Below are 20,063 nucleotides of genomic sequence, written 5' to 3'. Positions count from 1 at the left end.
ATGGAAGAAAATTTTAAAATGATTGCCAAATGTTTTTTTGGCTTTGAAGAAATATTAGAAAAAGAATTACGCACACTTGGCGCTCAAGATGTTGAAACGGGGGTGAGAATGGTGAGTTTTAAAGGCGACAAAGGTTTTATGTATAAAGCCAATTTGTCTTTGCGTACTGCGCTTAAAGTCTTGAAACCGATTTATTCTTTTAGAGCTAATAATGAGCAGGCTTTGTACAAGGGAATCTCGGGGTTAAATTGGTCTAAATATTTAAATGCGAATCAGACTTTTGTGATCGATACCACTGTACATTCGACTTATTTCAATCATTCTGAATTTGTTTCTCAGAAATGTAAAGATGCGATTGTAGATCAGTTTAGAGAAAGAACGGGACAGCGTCCAAGTATTGATAAACAGCATCCAGATTTACGAATTAATATTCATATTGACAGAGATCAGGTTTCAGTATCTTTAGATACTTCTGGAGCTTCGCTTCATCAGCGTGGTTATAGAACGGCTACTAATATTGCTCCAATTAATGAGGTTTTGGCAGCTGGAATCCTTTTATTATCTGGTTGGGATGGACAAAGCCATTTTCTAGATCCAATGTGCGGTTCTGGAACTTTCTTGGCAGAAGCAGCGATGATTGCCTGCAATATTCCAGCAAATATCAACAGAAGAGAATTTGCTTTCGAAAAATGGAAAGATTGGGATAATGATTTATTTGATATGATTGTAGATAGTTTAATGAAAAAGACAAGAGAGTTTCATTATACTATTAAAGGTTATGATAAAGCGCCAAGTGCGGTTAGTAAAGCCAAAGATAATATCAGAAATGCCAATTTAGAGGATTATGTATCCATTTCTGAAGAGAACTTTTTTGATACAGAAAAAGAAACAGAAGGTAAGCTTCATATTGTTTTCAATCCGCCGTATGATGAGCGTTTGGATATTCACATGGAAAAATTCTATGCTAGTATTGGTGACACTTTAAAGAAAAGCTATCCAGGAACAAATGCTTGGTTTATTACAGCAAATCTAGAAGCGTTAAAATTCGTAGGATTAAAACCTTCAAGAAAAATCAAACTTTTCAACGGAAGTCTTGAAGCACGTTTGGTAAAATACGAAATGTACGAAGGAAGTAAGAGAACGAAATTTCAAGTCTAAGTTTCTAAGATACTAAGTCTCTAAGATTCTAAGATCTTTAGAGTTTTAGTAAAATATAAAAAGAATAATTTAAAATAAATATTAAGTTTCTTAGAATATAAGTTGCAAGGAGAAAAACTTAGCATCTTAGCATCTCAGAACCTTAGCAACTCTAAAAAAAATGTCAAAACTACAACTACGCGCTTTTTTATACCAATTGGCAGCTTTTGCGATTTTATTTCTTGTATTTCGATATTTGATTGCTGCTTACACAGGACTAACAGGAATATGGATTCCGATGACGGCATTTGTAATTGGTACTATTATTGGCCCTAAATTTCAAGCGGTAAGAACGAAAGATGGTGAAAAGCTTTTTATGAAATGGCTTTTTATAAAAGGAATTAAAGAAATTTCATAATCAAATAATGTAATATGAGGAAAATTGGACTTATTGGCGGAATCAGCTGGGTTTCTACATCAGATTATTATACTTTAATTAATAAAGGGATTAATGAAAAACTCGGCGGATTAAATTTCTCTGAATGTCTGATTTATTCTTTTAATTATGCCGATATCAAAAAGAATAACGATGCCAACGATTGGGATTCTACTTTTAATATGCTTTTTAAAGCAGCAGAAGTTTTAAAATCGGGTGGGGCAGAAGCCATTCTTTTATGCGCAAATACAATGCATTTAATTGCTGATAAACTGCAAAAAGCTATCGGACTTCCTCTTATTCATATTGCTGAAGAAACAGCTATTGAAATTCAGAAAAAAGAAATCAAAAAAGTGGGCTTGTTAGGAACGAAATTCACAATGGAATTAGATTTCTTCAAAGATAAACTGGCAGAAAAAGGAATTGAAACCATTATTCCAATTTCAGAAGAAGATAAAGACTTTATTCATTACACTATTTTTGAAGAATTAGGAAGAGGAAAAGCCGCTGAAGAAACTAAAAAACGCTATTTGGAAATTGCCAACGAATTAATTAAAAATGGAGCAGAAGGAATTATTTTAGGATGTACTGAAATTCCATTAGTAATAAAAGAAGGCGACCTCAATGTTCCTATTTTTGATACGACTTTAATACATACACAAGCAGCGATTAATTTTCAGTTAGCATAAAAGATACTAAGGAGCTGAGATTCTAAGTTGCTAAGTATCTTACCATCAAAAAAAGAGGCAAATTCAAAACTTGAATTTGCCTCTTTTTTAACTTAGTATCTTAGAATCTTAGCATCTTAGAAACTTAAAAAAAACTATTTTTTCTTCTTAGGTTCTTCTTTTTTTGCTGTTTCAGATGCCATTGTTTTTTTCTTATAAATCGGAATAAAGTAAGAAACGGTATAATTAAATCCGACTCCGAAACTTCCATCATAAGTTCTGTTGAAACCTGGAATATAAAGATTTTCAAAATTATTTGGCTCATTATTCATAACCAAAAGTTTAAGCTGGACACCAAAGCCAACAAAAACATTTTTCACAACTTGAGCTTTTAAACCTAAACCAACTTCAAGCCAGCCGGCAGTAAGACCGCTGTATTTTTGATTAGTTGTTATTGCAGGTAATTCTCCCCAATATGGATTTGGATTATAAATTTTATAACTATGCAATTCTTGATTAAAAGTACTAAAACCACCACGCATTCCTATCGTAATAAGGTTTTCCATATCCAGCCAGTTTTGGTAGAAATTATAATCGAAACCAGCTTTTACATAGCTTCCAGAAGCCGAAGAAGTTAATCGGTCATCTTCTGTGGTTTTGTCTTCATAACCTAATTCTGCGGCTAAATAATATGTTTTTGTTAGTCTCCAATCACCAACAAATTCTACCCCTTTATAATCTTTATCATAAAGGCCACGGGTAAGTTTGTACAAATCGACTCCAACACGAAGACCGTAGCGATCTGTTTTTACAACGCTGTCTTTTTGAGTTTCCTGAATTGCTGGTTTTGCAGTTTCTGATTTTACAGTTTCTGTTTTTGGCTTCTTAGTTACTGTTGTGTCCTTATTTTTAGAAACCTCAGGAACATCCTGAGCATAACCTAAAAACATTGAAAACAATAATGAAAGACTAAAAATAAACTTTAATGTGTGTCTCATCTTCAGATTCAATGTTAGGGTTTTCTAAATCAACTTCGGTCATCCAGACACTACCATCTGGATCAGTTTGAACAATAGGAAGAACGTTTCTTAACTGAAATACAGTTTTAAATCCACATGCTCTGGAAACATATACATTTTGTGTTGTATAATTAAATTTCAACACATCAGTGTTGATGGCAGCAGGATTTGTATTAAAAGCATCGTAAATGAACTTGAAAGTTGACGTACTGTCGTTTACTTTTAACGGAATTGATACTGTACTTCCGCTGGTTACATATCTTAAAGAATCGTCTACTGCAAGACTTTCGTTAAAAACAATTCCCTCTTCCATTTCATCACCAATAACTTTTAAGTTTTTTACATTTTTAGTTTTCGTTGGACTTGAAATATCATAAAATGTTATTATCAACCTTGGTGTAGTTGGTGTATTTGCATCGCAGATATCATCTTTCTCACAGCTTGATAAGCCGAAGGTGAAGAGCAATAAAATAGAAATTATTTTTTTCATGTATATGTTTATCGAAGTTCTAAAAGTACAACATTTTCAACGTGGTGTGTCTGCGGAAACATATCTACAGGTCGCACACGGGTAACTTTGTATTTTTCATCCATTAAGGCCAAATCACGTGCCTGAGTTGCAGAATTACAGCTTACATAAACTACTCTTTTTGGAGCAATTTTCAAGATTTGTTCGACTACATCTTTATGCATTCCGTCACGAGGTGGATCTGTAATAATAACATCTGGTTTGCCGTGTTGCGCAATGAATGCTTCATTAAAGACTACTTTCATATCTCCAACAAAAAACTCGCAATTCGTAATATTATTGCGTTCTGCATTGGCTTTAGCATCAATAATGGCTTCAGGAACACTTTCTACTCCAATTACTTTTTTAGCTTTTTTAGAAACGAATTGGGCAATCGTACCTGTACCTGTGTATAAATCGTAAACTGTTTCATTTCCTGTAAGATCAGCAAATTCTCTTGTTATTTTATACAATTCGTAAGCTTGATCAGAATTGGTTTGGTAGAAAGATTTAGCATTAATGCTGAATTTCAAACCTTCCATTTCTTCCAAAATGTAATTTCTTCCTTTATAAAGAATAACATCCTGATCGTAAATAGTATCATTTGGTTTTCCGTTTACAACATATTGAAGTGAAGTAATTTCAGGGAATTTCTCGTAAAGATGGTCAAGGATTAATTCTCTGTTTTCCTTGTCTTCTTCAAAAAACTGAATTAAAACCATAATCTCGCCTGTAGAAACAGTACGAATCATTACAGTTCTCAATAATCCAGAATGTTCTCTCGGATTAAAAAATGCTAAATTATGTTCGTTTGCAAATGCTCTAATTTCGTTACGAATCGCATTTGAAGGATCTTCTTGTAAATGACATTTATTGATGTCAAGGATTTTGTCCCACATTTTTGGAATATGAAATCCTAAAGCATTTCTGTTTCCTAAATCTTCAGTGCTTCCAATTTCTTTTTCTGTTAACCATCGGCTGTTAGAAAAAGAAAATTCCATTTTATTTCTATAGAAAAACTGTTTTTCAGAACCTAAAATATCTTCAAATTCTGGAAGTTCAATTTTTCCTATTCTTTGTAAGTGATTTTTAACTTCATTTTGTTTAAATGCAAGCTGTTGGCCGTATTTCATATTCTGCCATTTGCAACCACCGCATACTCCAAAATGTTCGCAGATTGGATCTACTCTATACTCTGATAATTCGTGAAATTTTACGGCTTTACCTTCGTAGTATGCCTTTCTTTTTTTTAATGTTTGTACGTCCACAACATCTCCAGGTACCACATTCGGAATAAAGATAACTTTTCCGTCAGGTGCTTTGGCTACTGAAACTCCTTTTGCACCGGCATCAAGAACTTGAATTTGATGAAAGACAACTTTGTCTGTATTTTTTCTTCCCATAGCGCAAAAATAAGCCTTTGAAAACTTTTACAAATTTAATTTTAGAAAATTTTTAGAAATTCGTCAAAATATTAGTTTAATTGAGTATAAAACTTAAATTTGTTTTTGTAATGACCCCAATAAAATTGCAGTTTTAACCTATACTTATCGTCGTTTTTATGAAGTTGTATCACAAACTCTCACAAATCAGCTTTCTTAAAAAAAGTTATGCCTTCAAATTTTTATTTGTTGCTTTTATTGGCATTCATATTCCATTAATTGGAATTTTGTTTTTTGTGTTGTTTTTTGAACACAGTATTTCGTCAACTTCAATTCTTATTCTGTCATTAATTATGACTTTGCTAGCAACGGCAATAACACTTTTGGTTTTAAATAGATTGATAAAACCAATTGTGATGGCTTCAAGAGCATTAGACGATTACAGAAGCTCTAGAAAACTTTCTGTTTTACCAACCGAATATACAGATGAAGCTGGTTTGCTTTTGTGCAATATTCAGGAATCTATTTATGAGGCAGAAAGTTTTATTAATGAAAAACAGGATTTAATCTATATGCTTTCGCATGATTTAAAGAATTTTGCTGGAAATCCGCAAGGTTTAGCCAGATTGATTATTAGCGAAGAACCTTCGGATTCGGTTACAAATTTAGCTGAACTAATCTGCGAATCGACTGATCTTCAGTTTAGATATATCGAAAATTTCATTAAGCTTTTAAAAGAACAAGACGAAATTGTAAAAGTAAACCAAGAGACAAAAACGGTTTTATTTCCTAATATTCTTCCGTTTATTAATGAACAGGTTGAACAACGATTATTTGATAAAAACATAAGGCTGAATTTAGTTTTAGAATGTGTTGAAGCTAAACTGAAAATTGACGAAGGACTTTTGATTCAGGTCTTGGTAAATTTAATCAGCAACGCAGTTAAGTTTTCTTATTTTGACAGCGAAATCAAAGTCAGAATCTTTTCTGAAGATTCAAAATTGATTTTAACAGTAAAAGATAACGGAATTGGTTTTAATAAAAATCAAATCGAAGAATTGTTTAAAAAATTCACCAAAATGAGCCGATTAGGAACTGCAAACGAAGGTTCTACCGGAATTGGACTGTATTTGTGTAAAAAAATCATAGAAAGAAACAAAGGCCGATTAACTGCTTCAAGCGACGGAAAAAATAGAGGCGCTGAATTTAGAATTGAATTTGACATTTAAAATTTTAAGGTTACTAAAATTACATTAGTAACCTTCTTTTTTACTAATTTGAAGCTGTACTATAACTTATAGCTGGTTTTCCATCGATGCATTTTATATCAGATGGAGTTGGAACAGGCAATTCCATGCAATCATAAAAAACTTCCCATTTCACATCAAATTTTCCTTTAGCTGCAATGTATTGGTCAATTTTTTTTTGAAAAACAGCAACATCGATCTGTTTATTATATAAAATATATCCAGAACAGTTAGAAGCTCCGAATTTCATAAATGCCCAATCCTCTGGATTAGTACAAGGTTTTGAATTGACTTGCGAATATTCCACAATTTCTTTATACATTTTTTCAAGTCTTGCAGATTCTTCTTCTCGTGTGCTTTCGTCATTGCTGCAAGAAGGCAATAATATCGAAAGAACAAATAATATAAAACTTAATTTTTTCATGGTTAGTGAATTTTGGTAGTTGTTTTATTATTAGATGTGCTAATAGAGAAAAGGTTGCGTGAAAGTTGTAAGAAATTATTTCTTGCAAAATTTAATCTTTTAAGATGCTGAGATTATTAGGGAACTCAACATCTTAAAAGATTATTTAAAAATCTACCAAAGCTGATGAACAGCAGGTTTGATAAGATCGTTGTAGATTTTGTTCATTGCCACAATCTGCTCCGAAGTTAACTTTGGAGTATCATAAACCGATAAATTTGATAAAACATGATCAGCTTTTGATGCGCCAGGAATGATACAGCTTATTTCATCAAAACTTAAAATCCATTGTAAAGCAATAGGAGCTAAGTTTTGTGTTTCTGGGAAAATTGCTTTTAGAGCTTCAACGGCTTTTAAACCTAATTCGTAATCAATTCCAGAGAATGTTTCGCCTTTATCGAATGCTTCTCCGTTACGATTGAAGTTACGGTGATCCTGAGATTCAAAAGTTGTTTTTGAATCAAATTTACCTGTTAGGAGTCCGCTTGCTAAAGGAACTCTTGCGATGATCCCAATGTCTTTCTTTTTTGCTTCTGAGAAAAATAATTCAGAAGGACGCTGACGAAACAAATTGAAGATAATTTGAACCGTTGTTACGTTAGAATATTCAATAGCTTTTAAAGCTTCTTCTACTTTTTCAACACTCACGCCAAGATTTAGGATTTTTCCTTGTTCTTTTAATCGGTCAAAAAGTTCAAAGATTTCAGGACGATAATATACTTCTGTTGGCGGACAGTGTAATTGAATTAAATCCAATGTTTCTAAGCCAGTTCTTTTTAAACTGTCTTCTACAAATTTCTGAAGCACTTTTGGAGAATATCCTTCATTGACATGAGGATTAATCTGGCGTCCGCATTTTGTGGCAACGAAAATTCGTTCAGAACGAGAACGAACTACTCTTCCAACAGCAGTTTCGCTTAATCCGTTTTCATAAACATCAGCAGTATCAATAAAGTTTACGCCGTTATCAATAGCTGTATTCAAAAGGTCGTCAGCTGTTTTATCATCAAAACCCGATCCCCATTTTCCACCAACTTGCCAAGTCCCAAGTGAAATTTCAGATATATTAAAGTTTGTTTTTCCTAGTTTTCTGTAGTTCATTTTTTTAAAGATTCTAAGGTTCTAAGTTGCTGAGATTCTAAGTTTTTTTTCTTTAAAGTTGCTAAGGTTTTGAGATACAGTTTTTTTAATCTTACAATCTTAGCAACTTAGTATCTTTTTAATCAAATAAATCCGAAGACAAATAACGATCGCCTCTGTCACAGATCACGGCAACAATTACTCCAGATTCTAATTTTTCAGCAATTTTTAGGGCAACGGCAACAGATCCTCCGCTGCTCATTCCTGCAAAAACACCTTCTTCAAGAGCTAATCTTTTAGTCATTTCGCGAGCTTCTTCTTCGCTAACATCTACGACGGTATCAACTTTAGAAGCATCAAAAATTTTAGGAAGGTATTCTTGTGGCCATTTACGAATTCCAGGAATCTGAGAACCGTCGCTTGGCTGCGCGCCAACGATTTGAACATTTGGATTTTTTTCTTTCAAATAAGTCGAAGTTCCAATAATAGTTCCAGTTGTTCCCATTGCCGAAACGAAATGAGTCACAGTTCCTTCAGTATCATTCCATATTTCTGGTCCAGTAGTTTTGTAGTGTGCTTTCCAGTTGTCATCATTTGCAAACTGATTTAGCATTAAATAACCACCTTGTGCTACTTTTTTGTCTGCATAATCTCGAGAACCGATAATTCCTTCGCTGGCAGGCGTTAAAATAACTGTTGCGCCATAAGCACGCATAGTTTGTGTACGTTCTTTAGTTGAATCTTCTGGTAAAACCAATTCGATTTCGATGCCAAATAATTGTGCAATCATTGCCAAAGCAATTCCAGTGTTTCCGCTAGTTGCTTCAATTAGTTTATCTCCTTTTTTGATTTCGCCTCTTTCTAAAGCCGCCGCAATCATATTGTATGCTGCTCTGTCTTTTACACTTCCTCCAGGATTATTTCCTTCAAGTTTAAGCAAAAGTTTTACATTTTTATTTTTAACCAAATTGACTGTTTCCATCAAAGGAGTATTTCCAATTAGGTTTAATAATTTCTGTGGACCCATTTTATTTTTTTTCTTTTATTTTAACTTCAGTTGTAGTGGTGTTTAAAACGATAGAATCTTCTGGAATAGATTTGGTAACCCAAGCATTTCCTCCAACAACACTGTTTTTTCCAATTACGGTTTCACCTCCTAAAATTGTTGCATTCGCATAAATGCAAACATTCGCTTCTACTGTTGGATGTCTTTTGGCATTTTTCATATCCTTACTGACGCTTAGTGCACCCAGCGTAACACCCTGATAGATTTTTACATGTTTTTTAATTACAGTAGTTTCTCCAATTACGATTCCAGTAGCGTGATCAATAAAAAATGGCGATTCGATTTTTGCTCCAGCATGAATATCTGTTCCAGTAATTCTATGTGCATATTCGCTCATTAATCGGGAAAAAAGCAATAAATCTAAATTGTATAATTCGTGGCTTAATCTATAAATTGCGATTGCATAAAAACCTGGATAGGCTAAATAAACTTCATCGATGCTGTTTGAAGCAGGATCATTTTCTAAAATATATTCGGCATCTTCATTTAGTTTTTCTAAAACTCTGGGAAGTTTTTCTAAAAAACGATCCCAAATCGATTCGCATAAATTTTGAGGTTTTTTGCAGGCCAAAACAGCAATTTCTTTAAAGCGAATTTCAAGTTCATCAATGCTTTCATCTAAAGCAGCATTTGAATCAAAAAGAGTATAAAAAAGCTTTTCTGTAAAGTCTTCTGTTTTGGTTTTAATGCCGTAATTTATGTTCGAATGGCTCTTTAAAGCCTTTATATTTTGTATGATAGTGTCTTTTGTCACAATGGTAAAATGAATGAATAATTTTGGAACGTTAAAAGTAAGGCGTTTTTTGGAAATAAAGTCACGATTTAACTAAAGAAATTTTCTTTACAAAATCAGATTTGTGATAAAAAGCGAATTATAAACTGTTCTATTTTATACAATTCTTAAGAAGTTTATTGCGTAAATTAGCTTTTAAAATATACAAAAATGAAAAACAGCCAAACATTTAAAAGTGACATTTCTGGGATTTCTTTTCCTGAAAATGAGAAAATTTACGGAAGGGGAATACATGATCCTATTTTGGGATTAATTAAAAAAGAATATCCAGATTTTAGTTCAGAAGATTGTATTTCTATCAACGAGTTAAATGTTTACCGTCAAAAATATATTTCAAATTATCTTTCGACCGAAATTGGAGCACTTTCGGCAATGGAAAAGAATGTTATTTCTTCTTTAAAAGAAGATAAATCTATAGTGAGCATTGTTGAAGACGAAGAAGAACCACGAAATCTTGGACAGAGAGTGGCAGATAAAGTAGCAGATTTTGGTGGAAGCTGGACTTTTATTATTTCTTTCGTGGTTTTTATTTCGATTTGGATCGCTTCAAATGTTTACATTTTTCTAAATAAAGGATTTGATCCCTATCCGTTTATTCTTTTAAATTTAATCCTTTCTTGTGTTGCAGCTTTGCAGGCTCCTGTAATTATGATGAGCCAAAATCGTCAAGAAGAAAAAGATCGCAATCGAGCTAAAAAAGACTATATGATCAATCTGAAATCGGAATTGGAGATTAGATTGATTCATGATAAAATTGATCATTTGATTATGCATCAGCAACAAGAATTAATCGAAATCCAGAAAGTTCAAATTGAGATGATGAATGATATTTTGGATCAGATAAAAAAATAAAAGTTATTTAAAATCCCAATTTTAAATCCCAAAGTCTCGGGATAAATTCCAAATTCCAAAAAGGAGCAAAGCGACTTTTAGAAAATCTAAAATCTAAAATCTAAAATCTAAAATCTAAAATCTAAAATCTAAAATCTAAAATCTAAAATCTAAAATCTAAAAATAAAAGTGTTTGAAATAATATCCGCCAATCATAAAAAACAGATTTATAATCGCCATTCTCCAAACAAGCTTTTTATAATTTCGAGATTTATCTAAGAAATGAAAAGCGATAAAAATAAATAGTAAAAGGCAAGAATATATGGCCGGATACATTTTAAAAGCAGCTAAAAATTCGCCTTGAAAAAGTAAGAATAGAGAGCGTTGAAATCCGCATCCTAAACAGTCAAAACCGAAGATCGTTTTGAACATACACGGAATCATATATTTCTCTAAACTCATGGTGAATCTTTTTTGCAATTTTACTAAAAAAATATGACAAACGTTTGAAGTAGAATAGGAGTACTATATGAAAGTTTTATACTTTTGAAATCTTAAACTTTGAATTAATGAAAGCTTTTAAAATTTTAATAATGATTCTTGCGATTTCGGTTGCGTTGTATGAGCAGGTTTCTGAAGAAAAAAACATCTATATCATGATTATTGCAATTGTAGTTTTCATGTTTGGAATGATGCAGTTGAGCGCAAAAACGCCAAGTAAACATAACGATAAAGAAGAGTAGGATGCTGGCAAAAGGAGATAAGGTTTCAGTACTAGATGAAGCCATAAACGGAACAGTAGTTTCGGTTAAAAACAACGAAGTTTTTATTGAAACTACAGATGGATTTATGATGACATTTTTAGTCAACGAATTAATTAAAGTTCAAGAAACCAGTAATTTAATGAATTCTATTAAAAGAATTGATTTAGATAAAGTTTCAAAAGAGAAAACAGAGCCAAAACCGAGAAGTTTTGTCAAAGAAAAGAAAGATAAACGTGATTTTGGCGTTCCAGAATTTGATTTACACATCGAAAAATTGGTTCCAAATAAACGAGGAATGTCAAACTATGATATTTTGACATTACAAACCGAAACGGCAAAAAGACATATCGAATTTGCGATAAGAAACCGCATTCCGAAAATCGTTTTTATTCACGGTGTTGGTGAAGGAATTTTAAAAGCAGAACTTGATTTTTTATTAGGCCGTTACGACGGAATTGATTTTCAAGATGCCAATTATCAAAAATACGGACTTGGTGCAACCGAAGTTTATATTAGACAAAGCAATAAATAAAATCGCTTTTTTGAAGTTTTAGAACGCTTTATTTAAGCATAAAAAAAACGTCTGTTTTTCGTCTGATTTAGGTTTAAAATCAGCTTTGAAAAACAGACGTTTTTTGTAAGAATTATTTTCATTGATTTCTTCCGAATATCAATGCATTTTAGTTAGTGGCAACTCTGTCAATTTTCCCTAGAACAAAACTGCTTCCTAATCTGAAATGACTATTATCTTTTTCTAAAATTACATTTTTAAGAACAATAGTATGCTCATAAACTTGTCCAGTTAAAGTAGTGGTTACTTCAATAATTCCACTCGTAGCTGCTACACCAAGTTGACCTGTCCATGTTTCCTCAATTGCTGGAGAAGCCGGCTGTACTTTTGAACAAATAAAAGCCGGAGTAATTGATCCCGTTTCTGCTTTCGCAGTTTTATAATATACTTTATTTTGAGTAGCTGTTATCAAACTTGTACGTGGCACGCCGTTAGTAGGTGTGTTGACAATTAAAGCAGGATCTATATCATCAATCGATATGTAAAATGAGTTATTGTAGTTGTAAACTCTACTAACTTCATCGCACTCATAAGCCGAGCCGTTTGGATTGGTTTTGAAAGTTAAATCGGCTGGTGTAATCGAAGTTGTATAGGTTCCAAAATCAAATTTTTCTTCTGTTTGATCTCCAGCTGGTTTATTAAATGTTATATTTCTAAAAATAATAGTGTGATTATAACCATGTATTCTACTTCCGTCATCAGGATTAGTTGAAATATCTCTTTCATCTTGACTAGTTGTAATCTCAATTACTCCATCAGTTGCAATCCATTCTTCTGTTACTTTTGGCGTGCTAGGAGGAATTGTACCGCAAATGTTTGCAGTTGCTACAGTTCCATCATAAGCTCTATAAACAACACGATAAGACCCAGTACCTTTTGAATCGATTGGGTAAGAATAAGTTCCAGGATCATTAACAATTTTACCTTCAGGCATTTGTAATAAAAGGGCTTCCTGAGTTTTTAATTTATAGATTAAAGTGTTTGTTTCCGGATCACAAGCTTGAGAATCTGCGTCTACAAAATCGATAGTGTCTACAGTTAAATCCCCATCATCGCATCCATTTAGAAAAAGGGCAAATAATAAAAGGGCAGCGTATTTTTTCATCGTAAAAATTTATTTGCGTCAAAAATAGTGAAAAAAATGCCAGATTATGTTTAAGTTTTCACAATTGATATTTTGTAACTTTGCAGCGATGAAAAAAGTATATCTTGATAATGCCTCAACAACAGCAATGCGTCCTGAAGTAATTCAGGAAATGACAAAAGTAATGCTGGAGGATTATGGAAATCCTTCGTCTACGCATAGTTTTGGGCGAAATGGTAAAACGATTTTAGAACTTTCTAGAAAAAGCATTGCAAAGCATTTAAATTGCACTGCTCAGGAAATAATTTTTACTTCTGGTGGAACTGAAGCCGATAACTGGATTTTGCGTTCTGCTGTTGAAGATTTAAAAGTAGAAAGAATTATTACTTCAAAAATTGAGCACCATGCTGTTTTACATACGGTTTGGGCACTTAAAGAGGAATATAATATTCAGGTCGATTATGTAAATGTAAATGCTGATGGAAGCTTAGATCTAACGCATTTATCTAATTTATTGTCTGATGAAAAGAAAACATTAGTCAGCTTAATGCATGTTAATAACGAAACAGGAACTATTTTAGATCTGGATCGTGTTAGTTTGATTTGCAAGCAATATAATGCATTGTTTCATTCAGATACAGTTCAATCTGTTGGGAAAACGGAAATCGATCTTCAAAAGACTCCAATTGACTTCATTTTAGCAAGCGCGCATAAATTTCATGGACCAAAAGGAATCGGATTTGCTTTTGTTCGAAAAAATTCGGGTTTGCAACCATTACTTTTTGGAGGCGAACAAGAAAAAGGTCTTCGCGCTGGAACTGAAGCCGTACATCAAATTGCTGGAATGGCAAAGGCTTTGTCTATTTCTTACGAAAAATTAGATGAAGAAAGAGCGTATATTTTAGGAATCAAGAATTATCTGATTGAGCAAATGGAAATTCATTTTCCTGATTTTAGAATTAATGGAAAAAAAGATGATTTCTACAATATCATCAATATTATTCTGCCCTTTTCATCAGATAAAACTTCGATGCTGCTTTTTAGTTTAGATATGAAAGGAATTGCGGTTTCGAGAGGAAGTGCCTGTCAATCTGGAAGTATAAAACCTTCACACGTTTTAAACGAAATGCTTTCGGAGACCGATTTAAAATTACCAAATCTCCGAATTTCATTCAGTCATTATAATACCAAAGAAGATATAGATTGGTTGATTGAGAGTTTGAAAACTGTCTAAGGTTCTAAGAAACTAAGATTCTAAGTTTTTTAGATTTAAAGTGAATTCACAATTAACCATTGACAATTCAACATTATTTACGGATTACTTTTACCTGCGAATCGTTTGTTAATTTGATTATCGTAGAAGACTTTCCGTTTATTTTGTCTTGGTTTAATTTTACTACGTAATCAACCCCATTAATAATTTCTGGACTAATGTCTTTGAAGGCAATTGGAGTAGGCTGACCTGAAATATTTGCAGAAGTTGAAACCAAAGGTTTTTTCATTCTTTCCATTAATTTATAGCAAAAAGGCTCTTTTACCAGTCTAACTCCTAAAGATTTGTCAGCAGCAATGATATTTGGGGCAACGTTTCGAGCATCATCAAGAATTAAAGTCGTTGGTTTATCTGATAAATCCCAGATTTGCCACGCAACTTCAGGAATGTTTTTGAAAACATTGTAAATCATCTTTTCGCCATTCATTAAAACGATCATGCTTTGTGTTTCTGCACGCTGTTTTAATTTATAAATTTTAGCAACGGCATCTGGGTTTGTAGCATCGCACCCAATTCCCCAAACAGTGTCTGTTGGATATAAAATTATACCGCCTTCTTTTATTACTTCGTATGCGTTGATGATTTCCTCGTTCATTTTACAATTATATATACTCAATTAAGATTACAAAGTTATAAATTTTACTTGTAAAAGCTTTTTAGAGTTTTTAAAATGGCAGAGTTTTTAGTTTTTGAGAAGACTTTCTAATCGCAAACTACTTATGATTTTATTGGAGAAGATTCAAATTTTGTCTTTGCTAATTCCATTAAAGGGCGTTCGATGTATTTGAATGTTAATTGACTAATAAAAATTAACGGAAAAACGGATAAAGTAATAATTAACCAAAATTCAAAATCGGTTAAATTTTTAGCCTTTTCAAATCCGATAAAAAAATAAAAGACAACAAACAATAATGTTCCATGCAATAAATATATACTATAGGTTATTTGTCCAAATTTGCGAGAAAAAGTGTTTGACAAAAGTCCAAAAAAACTATTTCCAGAAGCAATCATTATAAATACAATTGACGTGATAATGACAGGAATGGGTTTTCTTCCGCTATTGAAAAAATATATAGAGCAAGCTAATAGTAAAATAGCTAAGAAAGTATATTTTTTTTGTTTTAAAATGTTTTCAAATTTTTTACTGCTAACTACCAATGCGCTAATAATTCCGCCAATAAAAGGCGAAAAATGTCTTAAAGAGGATCCATTTATAATCATTACAACAGCGGCAATTGAACTAAAAATCAGTAACGTTTTCAGATTTACTTTGATCTTAAAAAATAATGCAATTAGAGGGAGTAAAAGATAGAAGACCCATTCATATGGTAATGTCCAAGTTATACCGGCGTTTAATAAGAAGCTATCTTCTAAGCCGTTGATGTTTAATCCTTTTTTCACATTGAAAAATATCCATGAAAGTGTAGCTTCTGCATTTTCAGAAAAGGTAATTTTAGATTTGAAATCGGTTAAATAACCTGCAATTATAAAAATAATAGAAACAGAAAAAAGATACATCGGGAAAAGCCTGTACCAACGAGCCTTGATATAAGCTGTCCAGTTTATTTCTTTGTTTTTACTTTTACTATTGATCAATTTTAGAGTGAATAAAAAAGCGGTAATAACAAAGAAGAAAGCAACAGTCGTTTGCCCAAAGTGATTAAACAAATTAGATTCGGGTTCTTTCCATTCACCATCTTTAAGGAAAATTCTCCAAATATAACTATGATGTAAGAAAACAAAAAAAGCCAAATAACCTCTTAAACCATCAATTTCAGGATAGCGAACGTCGAGCACTTCTATCTTTACTAACTTATTTGTAAATAATACAGAAATAATGAGAACAAATAATATAGGTATTAAATAAACGCAGAAATTTAATGTCATTTTTGAGGAAATAATTTTTTGTTGAGATATTTTTTACAAATTCCAAATTTGCGCAAAAGTACTAAACAAGTACTACATGCAAAAATTTTAAGGTTAAAAATATCTTAAATAAGAATTAAATACCTACAAGATTGACTAACAATTTGTTTAAAAAGGAATACTAAAAAATTATCCTTTGGGTTTTAAGGCTCTAACTAATTATTTTTGAAAATAACATTCTCAGTCCAGCCTTTTAAAGTGTACTTATTGTAAATGGAGTCTGGAATTTTTTCATATTTATTTTCGAAAAAAGCTACAGGTATAATTGGATTTTTTTCGTCAATAACTAAAATGTTATTTGGGTTGTAAAAATCGTAGTTTTTAATGTCCGCATTTGTGGTTATAAGCTTTTTTTCTAAGCCCAAACTTTCAAAAACTCTAAAAGTAAGTCCGCTCTGGCCAAGTCGGTTAATGTCTAAAAGTACTTTTGAGCGATTAATGTAATCATTCACTTCGCTTAAAGGCATATGACTTCTTATGTATGTAATGTTTTCATCATTGTCTTTTTGTTTTTTATCGTAAACAATGAATTTAAATTTTGAATGCTGCGAAGCTAAATTAGAAGCAATTTTTTTTAAAATTGGAAGCCTTTTATCAATTGAGCTGATATTGAAAACATCGTATTCAAATTGATCTGTATTTACTGCATTTTCTGAGTTGTAAATCCAATTTGATGCAAATTTTAAATTGTATTCTGCGCAGTCTTCTTTTTCGAACGAAAAAACTTCATCAAAACAATGCAAAACTCGTTTGATTTTTGGACAACGATAGATGTTATCATTAAAAAATCCGATCGATTTTTTAGTGTAATTTTTAAATTCTAAAATGCTTTTAGGAGTTATAAAATCTCCTTTTATAGTTAGAATTACATCTTGAATCTGGTCATTTTTCTTTAATTCCCTGATGATTTCTTTTCCGTAATGCTGATGTTTTAAGTTTGTTTTAAAGAACGCTTTTAATACAACATTGTAGACTTTATGAAATATAGAAGGATATTTATATTTGAAAGTATTAAAATCAATGTGGCGAACAGTATGCCCTTGTTTTTCTAAGTCAGTAGCTATATGTTTGTTGAGCCCCCAGTTGTCTAAACTTATAAGAGTAATATGCATTATCTTCGAAATAGTTTTTATTAGTTGGTAAAACTAGCTAAATTTGCTGAAACAATTTTTATGATTTTAAGATTAAATCGCGGATATGAAAAATTTGAAACTATTCTTCTTGAATATATTCGTTTTTTCAATACAAAAGGAGAGGACTTTGTAATTGGCCAGCGCAATCAGATAAAACTTTTTGATTTAGACGATAAAAAAATAAACATAAAATCGTTTAAAGTTCCGCACTTTATCAATAAAATCGCTTATAAATACTTCAGAAAATCAAAAGCAAAACGTTCTTTTGAGTTTGCTAATAAATTGTTGGAACTAGGCGTTGGAACTCCAGAACCTATAGCTTTTGCCGAATTTTCGTCGATAATTGGTTTAGAGAAAAGTTTTTATGTAAGCGAACAGTTAGAATGTGATCTTACTTATAGAGAACTTGTAGAAATACCTGATTTTCCAGACCGCGAGAATATTTTAAGGCAGTTTACTAAATTTAGTTTTAATCTTCACGAAAAGGGAATTGAATTTTTGGATCATTCGCCTGGAAATACCTTAATAAAAAAGAATGCCAGCGGAAATTATGATTTCTTTCTGGTAGATTTGAATAGAATGGAATTTCATGATTCAATGTCTTTTGAAATGCGTATGAAAAACTTATGCAGACTAACTCCGCTAAAGGATATGGTGGCTGTAATGAGTAACGAATATGCTAAATTTTATGGAGAATCTGAAGAGAAGATTTTTGATACTTTGTGGAAATATACTTCGGATTTTCAAGAGAAATTTTACAGAAAAAAACGCCTGAAAAAGAAACTTAAATTCTGGAAGAAGTAATTCTTCTCAATTCTTTATAGCGAATAAAAACGCTGTATGCATTTAAATAGCATATTATTGCGCCTTTGCTTCCGTCCAAAAAACCAAAACGGATTATAAACTGGTACAAGAAAGTATACAAAGGGTGGAGTAAAAGCAATAAAAAATAAGGTTTTACTCCTCGTTTGAATTTTTCATTGGCCTTAAGAATTCCATAATTATACATTTTTGATTTATAATCTTCGTACGAAGAATAAGAATAATGTATGATTTTGTTTTTTAAAGTAGAAATAGAGCCATTTACAATTAGTTTTTCATGAACCTTTCTTTCTTCATTATATCGGCACTTTGATTTATTAAAAAGCCTAAAAATTTTATCAGTTTGCCACCCGCTGAAATGCAGTCTGCTTTTTTTGAACATAAAAATACGGTAGATAAAATAAGCACTTGCTTTATTTTCAGTATTAATAGCAGTAACAATTTCAGATTTTAATTCTGGAGTTAATCTTTCATCTGCATCAACAAATAGAATCCATGAGTTTTTAGCTTGATCCAAAGCAAAATTTCGTTGAGAAGTGTAATCAACGAAATGATTCTGAATTAATTTTACGTTTTTAAAAGACTCCACAATGCTTACCGTTTTATCGGTGCTATAAGAATCTACAACAATAATTTCATCAGCAAAATCAATATCTTCAAGAAGGGATTGTATATGCTGTTCTTCGTTAAGCGTAATAATCAGAACAGATAATTTTTGCTTTTCGTTATTCATTGACGATGCTTTTGCTTTTTCAGTTTTTATACTCTTGAAAATAAGCTTCTAATTTTTCGAGCATAAGTTCTAACGGATATTCTGCATAATATTCAAAAGTATGTTCTTTGATATATTGTTCTGTATGCTTTTCGTAAATTTCAGGTTTTAAGTCTTTTAGGTGAATTGAAGCGTTTTTAGCCTCATTTTCAAACAACTGCCATGTTTCTTTTCTAACAGAAGGAGTAAAGATTGAAAATGTTGGAATTTCAAGTGCTTTTGCCATATTTACAGCGCCGCCTTCGTTTCCTATCAACATCTCACATTGAGAAAGTATTGCTAAAAACTGACGTAAATCGGTAGCATATAAATCAAAAATGATATGTTTTTTAGTTTCTTCAGAACAATGATTATAAACCTCCAAAGCTTGCTCTTTCTGGTTTGGAATGTAATTAAAGAGAATAGTAGCGTTTGTTTTGGCTACTGTGAAATCAATAATTTTCGCCATTCCTTCAAGCGGATACGTTTTATAGTGCTCACTTCCTAAAATACCAAACATAATTAATGGCTTTTCAGGATCGATATTATAGCTATTCAAGAGATTTTTTGCTTCGGCAATCTCAGATTCTTTTAAAAAGATTTTCGGTTTTACATTGGTTATTTTTTCAGAGAAAAAAGGCTTCAGAAGCAATAATCTGTTTTCAATTGCCAAACCGTATTCTGATTTTATAGCATCAAAACGCTCGTAGCTGTAATTGTAAAAGATGTTAGAATACCATTTATGGTACGAAACTTTATATTTTGCTCCAGAAAAAAACGTAATTAAGTTAGTTCCTAATTTGCTGTAGACATCTATTACAGCGTCATATTTTTTTCTTCGAATCTCAAAAATGAATTTAATAAACCCAAAAGTCGATTTTCTGATTTTATTAGTCACCGGAATAATGTTATTAATATTCGGGTTTTCTATAAGAACATCTACAGAATTAGGGTAACACATATAGTCAATTGTAGAGTCAGGAAACTTGGCTTTAAGATTGTTACAAATAATTGTACTCGTTAAGACGTCTCCAATTCTTTTTTGCTGAATGACTAATATTCTCATGTGTATTTTTGTTCAATTAAAAGGCTAAAATACAAACTATTTT

At 31.9% G+C, this 20,063-nt stretch carries 23 protein-coding genes; 9 read left to right on the top strand and 14 right to left on the bottom strand.

Features of this window, described 5'->3' with window-relative positions:
• The 3 genes from DM444_RS11025 to DM444_RS11015 all read left to right on the top strand — a co-directional run bounded on the left by DM444_RS11025 (window position 1) and on the right by DM444_RS11015 (window position 2,262).
• Window positions 1-1,158: a THUMP domain-containing class I SAM-dependent RNA methyltransferase gene (locus tag DM444_RS11025; RefSeq protein WP_111286558.1), complete on the top strand. Its 1,158-nt coding sequence runs from the start codon at window positions 1-3 to the stop codon at window positions 1,156-1,158.
• 160 nt (window positions 1,159-1,318) lie between these two features.
• The gene (locus DM444_RS11020; protein ID WP_111286556.1) at window positions 1,319-1,555 is read left to right on the top strand and encodes a hypothetical protein; all 237 of its coding nucleotides are present in this window, start codon (window positions 1,319-1,321) and stop codon (window positions 1,553-1,555) included.
• Between the two features lie 14 nt (window positions 1,556-1,569).
• Window positions 1,570-2,262, top strand: coding sequence for an aspartate/glutamate racemase family protein (locus DM444_RS11015; protein WP_111286554.1), 693 nt, complete (start codon window positions 1,570-1,572; stop codon window positions 2,260-2,262).
• A gap of 134 nt (window positions 2,263-2,396) precedes the next feature.
• On the opposite strand, the gene DM444_RS11010 is transcribed toward DM444_RS11015, so the two are convergent.
• Genes DM444_RS11010 through rlmD form a run of 3 tightly spaced genes read right to left on the bottom strand, consistent with a single transcriptional unit; the run spans window position 2,397 to window position 5,171 of the window.
• Window positions 2,397-3,239, bottom strand: coding sequence for a DUF6048 family protein (locus DM444_RS11010; protein WP_111286552.1), 843 nt, complete (start codon window positions 3,237-3,239; stop codon window positions 2,397-2,399).
• Window positions 3,211-3,750 carry a DUF6452 family protein gene (locus DM444_RS11005; protein ID WP_111286550.1) on the bottom strand — a complete coding sequence of 180 codons (540 nt, stop codon included), beginning with the start codon at window positions 3,748-3,750 and terminating at the stop codon, window positions 3,211-3,213. Before DM444_RS11005 ends, DM444_RS11010 begins: the two co-directional genes overlap by 29 nt.
• An 8-nt stretch (window positions 3,751-3,758) precedes the next feature.
• Entirely contained in the window at window positions 3,759-5,171 is a 1,413-nt protein-coding gene (gene rlmD / locus DM444_RS11000; RefSeq protein ID WP_111286548.1) for a 23S rRNA (uracil(1939)-C(5))-methyltransferase RlmD, read from the bottom strand.
• 158 nt (window positions 5,172-5,329) lie between these two features.
• Here rlmD and DM444_RS10995 point away from each other — a divergent pair, with 158 nt between their 5' ends.
• Window positions 5,330-6,379: a sensor histidine kinase gene (locus DM444_RS10995; RefSeq protein WP_111286546.1), complete on the top strand. Its 1,050-nt coding sequence runs from the start codon at window positions 5,330-5,332 to the stop codon at window positions 6,377-6,379.
• 43 nt (window positions 6,380-6,422) lie between these two features.
• Here DM444_RS10995 and DM444_RS10990 read toward each other — a convergent pair whose 3' ends face one another.
• From DM444_RS10990 to epsC, 4 genes are all read right to left on the bottom strand, one after another.
• The gene (locus DM444_RS10990) at window positions 6,423-6,821 is read right to left on the bottom strand and encodes a hypothetical protein (RefSeq protein ID WP_111286544.1); all 399 of its coding nucleotides are present in this window, start codon (window positions 6,819-6,821) and stop codon (window positions 6,423-6,425) included.
• A gap of 153 nt (window positions 6,822-6,974) precedes the next feature.
• Complete coding sequence (locus DM444_RS10985) at window positions 6,975-7,961, bottom strand: aldo/keto reductase (RefSeq protein WP_111286542.1); 987 nt, start codon at window positions 7,959-7,961, stop codon at window positions 6,975-6,977.
• Between the two features lie 118 nt (window positions 7,962-8,079).
• The gene (gene cysM / locus DM444_RS10980; RefSeq protein WP_111286541.1) at window positions 8,080-8,967 is read right to left on the bottom strand and encodes a cysteine synthase CysM; all 888 of its coding nucleotides are present in this window, start codon (window positions 8,965-8,967) and stop codon (window positions 8,080-8,082) included.
• Between the two features lies 1 nt (window position 8,968).
• On the bottom strand, window positions 8,969-9,760 hold the full coding sequence (gene epsC, locus DM444_RS10975; protein ID WP_111286539.1) for a serine O-acetyltransferase EpsC: 792 nt from the start codon (window positions 9,758-9,760) through the stop codon (window positions 8,969-8,971).
• 189 nt (window positions 9,761-9,949) lie between these two features.
• Between epsC and DM444_RS10970 the strand changes: the two genes are divergently transcribed.
• Window positions 9,950-10,651, top strand: a complete 702-nt coding sequence (locus DM444_RS10970) for a DUF1003 domain-containing protein (RefSeq protein WP_111286537.1) — start codon at window positions 9,950-9,952, stop codon at window positions 10,649-10,651.
• A 156-nt stretch (window positions 10,652-10,807) separates the two neighbouring features.
• Here DM444_RS10970 and DM444_RS10965 read toward each other — a convergent pair whose 3' ends face one another.
• A complete protein-coding gene (locus DM444_RS10965) occupies window positions 10,808-11,092 on the bottom strand; it encodes a DUF2752 domain-containing protein (RefSeq protein WP_111286535.1) in 285 nt (94 codons plus the stop codon).
• Between the two features lie 107 nt (window positions 11,093-11,199).
• Here DM444_RS10965 and DM444_RS23765 point away from each other — a divergent pair, with 107 nt between their 5' ends.
• Window positions 11,200-11,373 (top strand): hypothetical protein, encoded by a 174-nt coding sequence (locus tag DM444_RS23765; protein WP_204251678.1) that lies wholly within the window; start codon window positions 11,200-11,202, stop codon window positions 11,371-11,373.
• 1 nt (window position 11,374) lies between these two features.
• Entirely contained in the window at window positions 11,375-11,926 is a 552-nt protein-coding gene (locus DM444_RS10960; protein ID WP_111286533.1) for a Smr/MutS family protein, read from the top strand.
• A 148-nt stretch (window positions 11,927-12,074) separates the two neighbouring features.
• Here DM444_RS10960 and DM444_RS10955 read toward each other — a convergent pair whose 3' ends face one another.
• Window positions 12,075-13,070, bottom strand: coding sequence for a hypothetical protein (locus DM444_RS10955; RefSeq protein WP_111286531.1), 996 nt, complete (start codon window positions 13,068-13,070; stop codon window positions 12,075-12,077).
• Between the two features lie 88 nt (window positions 13,071-13,158).
• Between DM444_RS10955 and DM444_RS10950 the strand changes: the two genes are divergently transcribed.
• Window positions 13,159-14,283, top strand: a complete 1,125-nt coding sequence (locus DM444_RS10950; RefSeq protein ID WP_111286529.1) for a cysteine desulfurase family protein — start codon at window positions 13,159-13,161, stop codon at window positions 14,281-14,283.
• 73 nt (window positions 14,284-14,356) lie between these two features.
• Here DM444_RS10950 and DM444_RS10945 read toward each other — a convergent pair whose 3' ends face one another.
• The 3 genes from DM444_RS10945 to DM444_RS10935 all read right to left on the bottom strand — a co-directional run bounded on the left by DM444_RS10945 (window position 14,357) and on the right by DM444_RS10935 (window position 17,360).
• A complete protein-coding gene (locus DM444_RS10945) occupies window positions 14,357-14,917 on the bottom strand; it encodes an L-threonylcarbamoyladenylate synthase (RefSeq protein ID WP_111286527.1) in 561 nt (186 codons plus the stop codon).
• A gap of 122 nt (window positions 14,918-15,039) precedes the next feature.
• Entirely contained in the window at window positions 15,040-16,209 is a 1,170-nt protein-coding gene (locus DM444_RS10940; RefSeq protein WP_111286525.1) for an acyltransferase family protein, read from the bottom strand.
• A 194-nt stretch (window positions 16,210-16,403) separates the two neighbouring features.
• The gene (locus tag DM444_RS10935) at window positions 16,404-17,360 is read right to left on the bottom strand and encodes a CgeB family protein (RefSeq protein WP_111286524.1); all 957 of its coding nucleotides are present in this window, start codon (window positions 17,358-17,360) and stop codon (window positions 16,404-16,406) included.
• Between the two features lie 60 nt (window positions 17,361-17,420).
• Between DM444_RS10935 and DM444_RS10930 the strand changes: the two genes are divergently transcribed.
• The gene (locus DM444_RS10930) at window positions 17,421-18,185 is read left to right on the top strand and encodes a lipopolysaccharide kinase InaA family protein (protein ID WP_111286875.1); all 765 of its coding nucleotides are present in this window, start codon (window positions 17,421-17,423) and stop codon (window positions 18,183-18,185) included.
• On the opposite strand, the gene DM444_RS10925 is transcribed toward DM444_RS10930, so the two are convergent.
• Window positions 18,166-18,936 (bottom strand): glycosyltransferase family 2 protein, encoded by a 771-nt coding sequence (locus DM444_RS10925; protein WP_111286522.1) that lies wholly within the window; start codon window positions 18,934-18,936, stop codon window positions 18,166-18,168. The genes DM444_RS10930 and DM444_RS10925 overlap by 20 nt on opposite strands.
• Before the next feature lie 19 nt (window positions 18,937-18,955).
• Complete coding sequence (locus tag DM444_RS10920; protein WP_111286520.1) at window positions 18,956-20,020, bottom strand: glycosyltransferase family 9 protein; 1,065 nt, start codon at window positions 20,018-20,020, stop codon at window positions 18,956-18,958.
• Window positions 20,021-20,063 lie beyond the last annotated feature (43 nt).

Source organism: Flavobacterium ginsenosidimutans (genome assembly GCF_003254625.1).
Classification (GTDB): Bacteria; Bacteroidota; Bacteroidia; order Flavobacteriales; family Flavobacteriaceae; genus Flavobacterium; species Flavobacterium ginsenosidimutans.
Note: the sequence above shows the minus strand (reverse complement) of the source record. Positions and strands in the feature narration are given on the sequence as shown.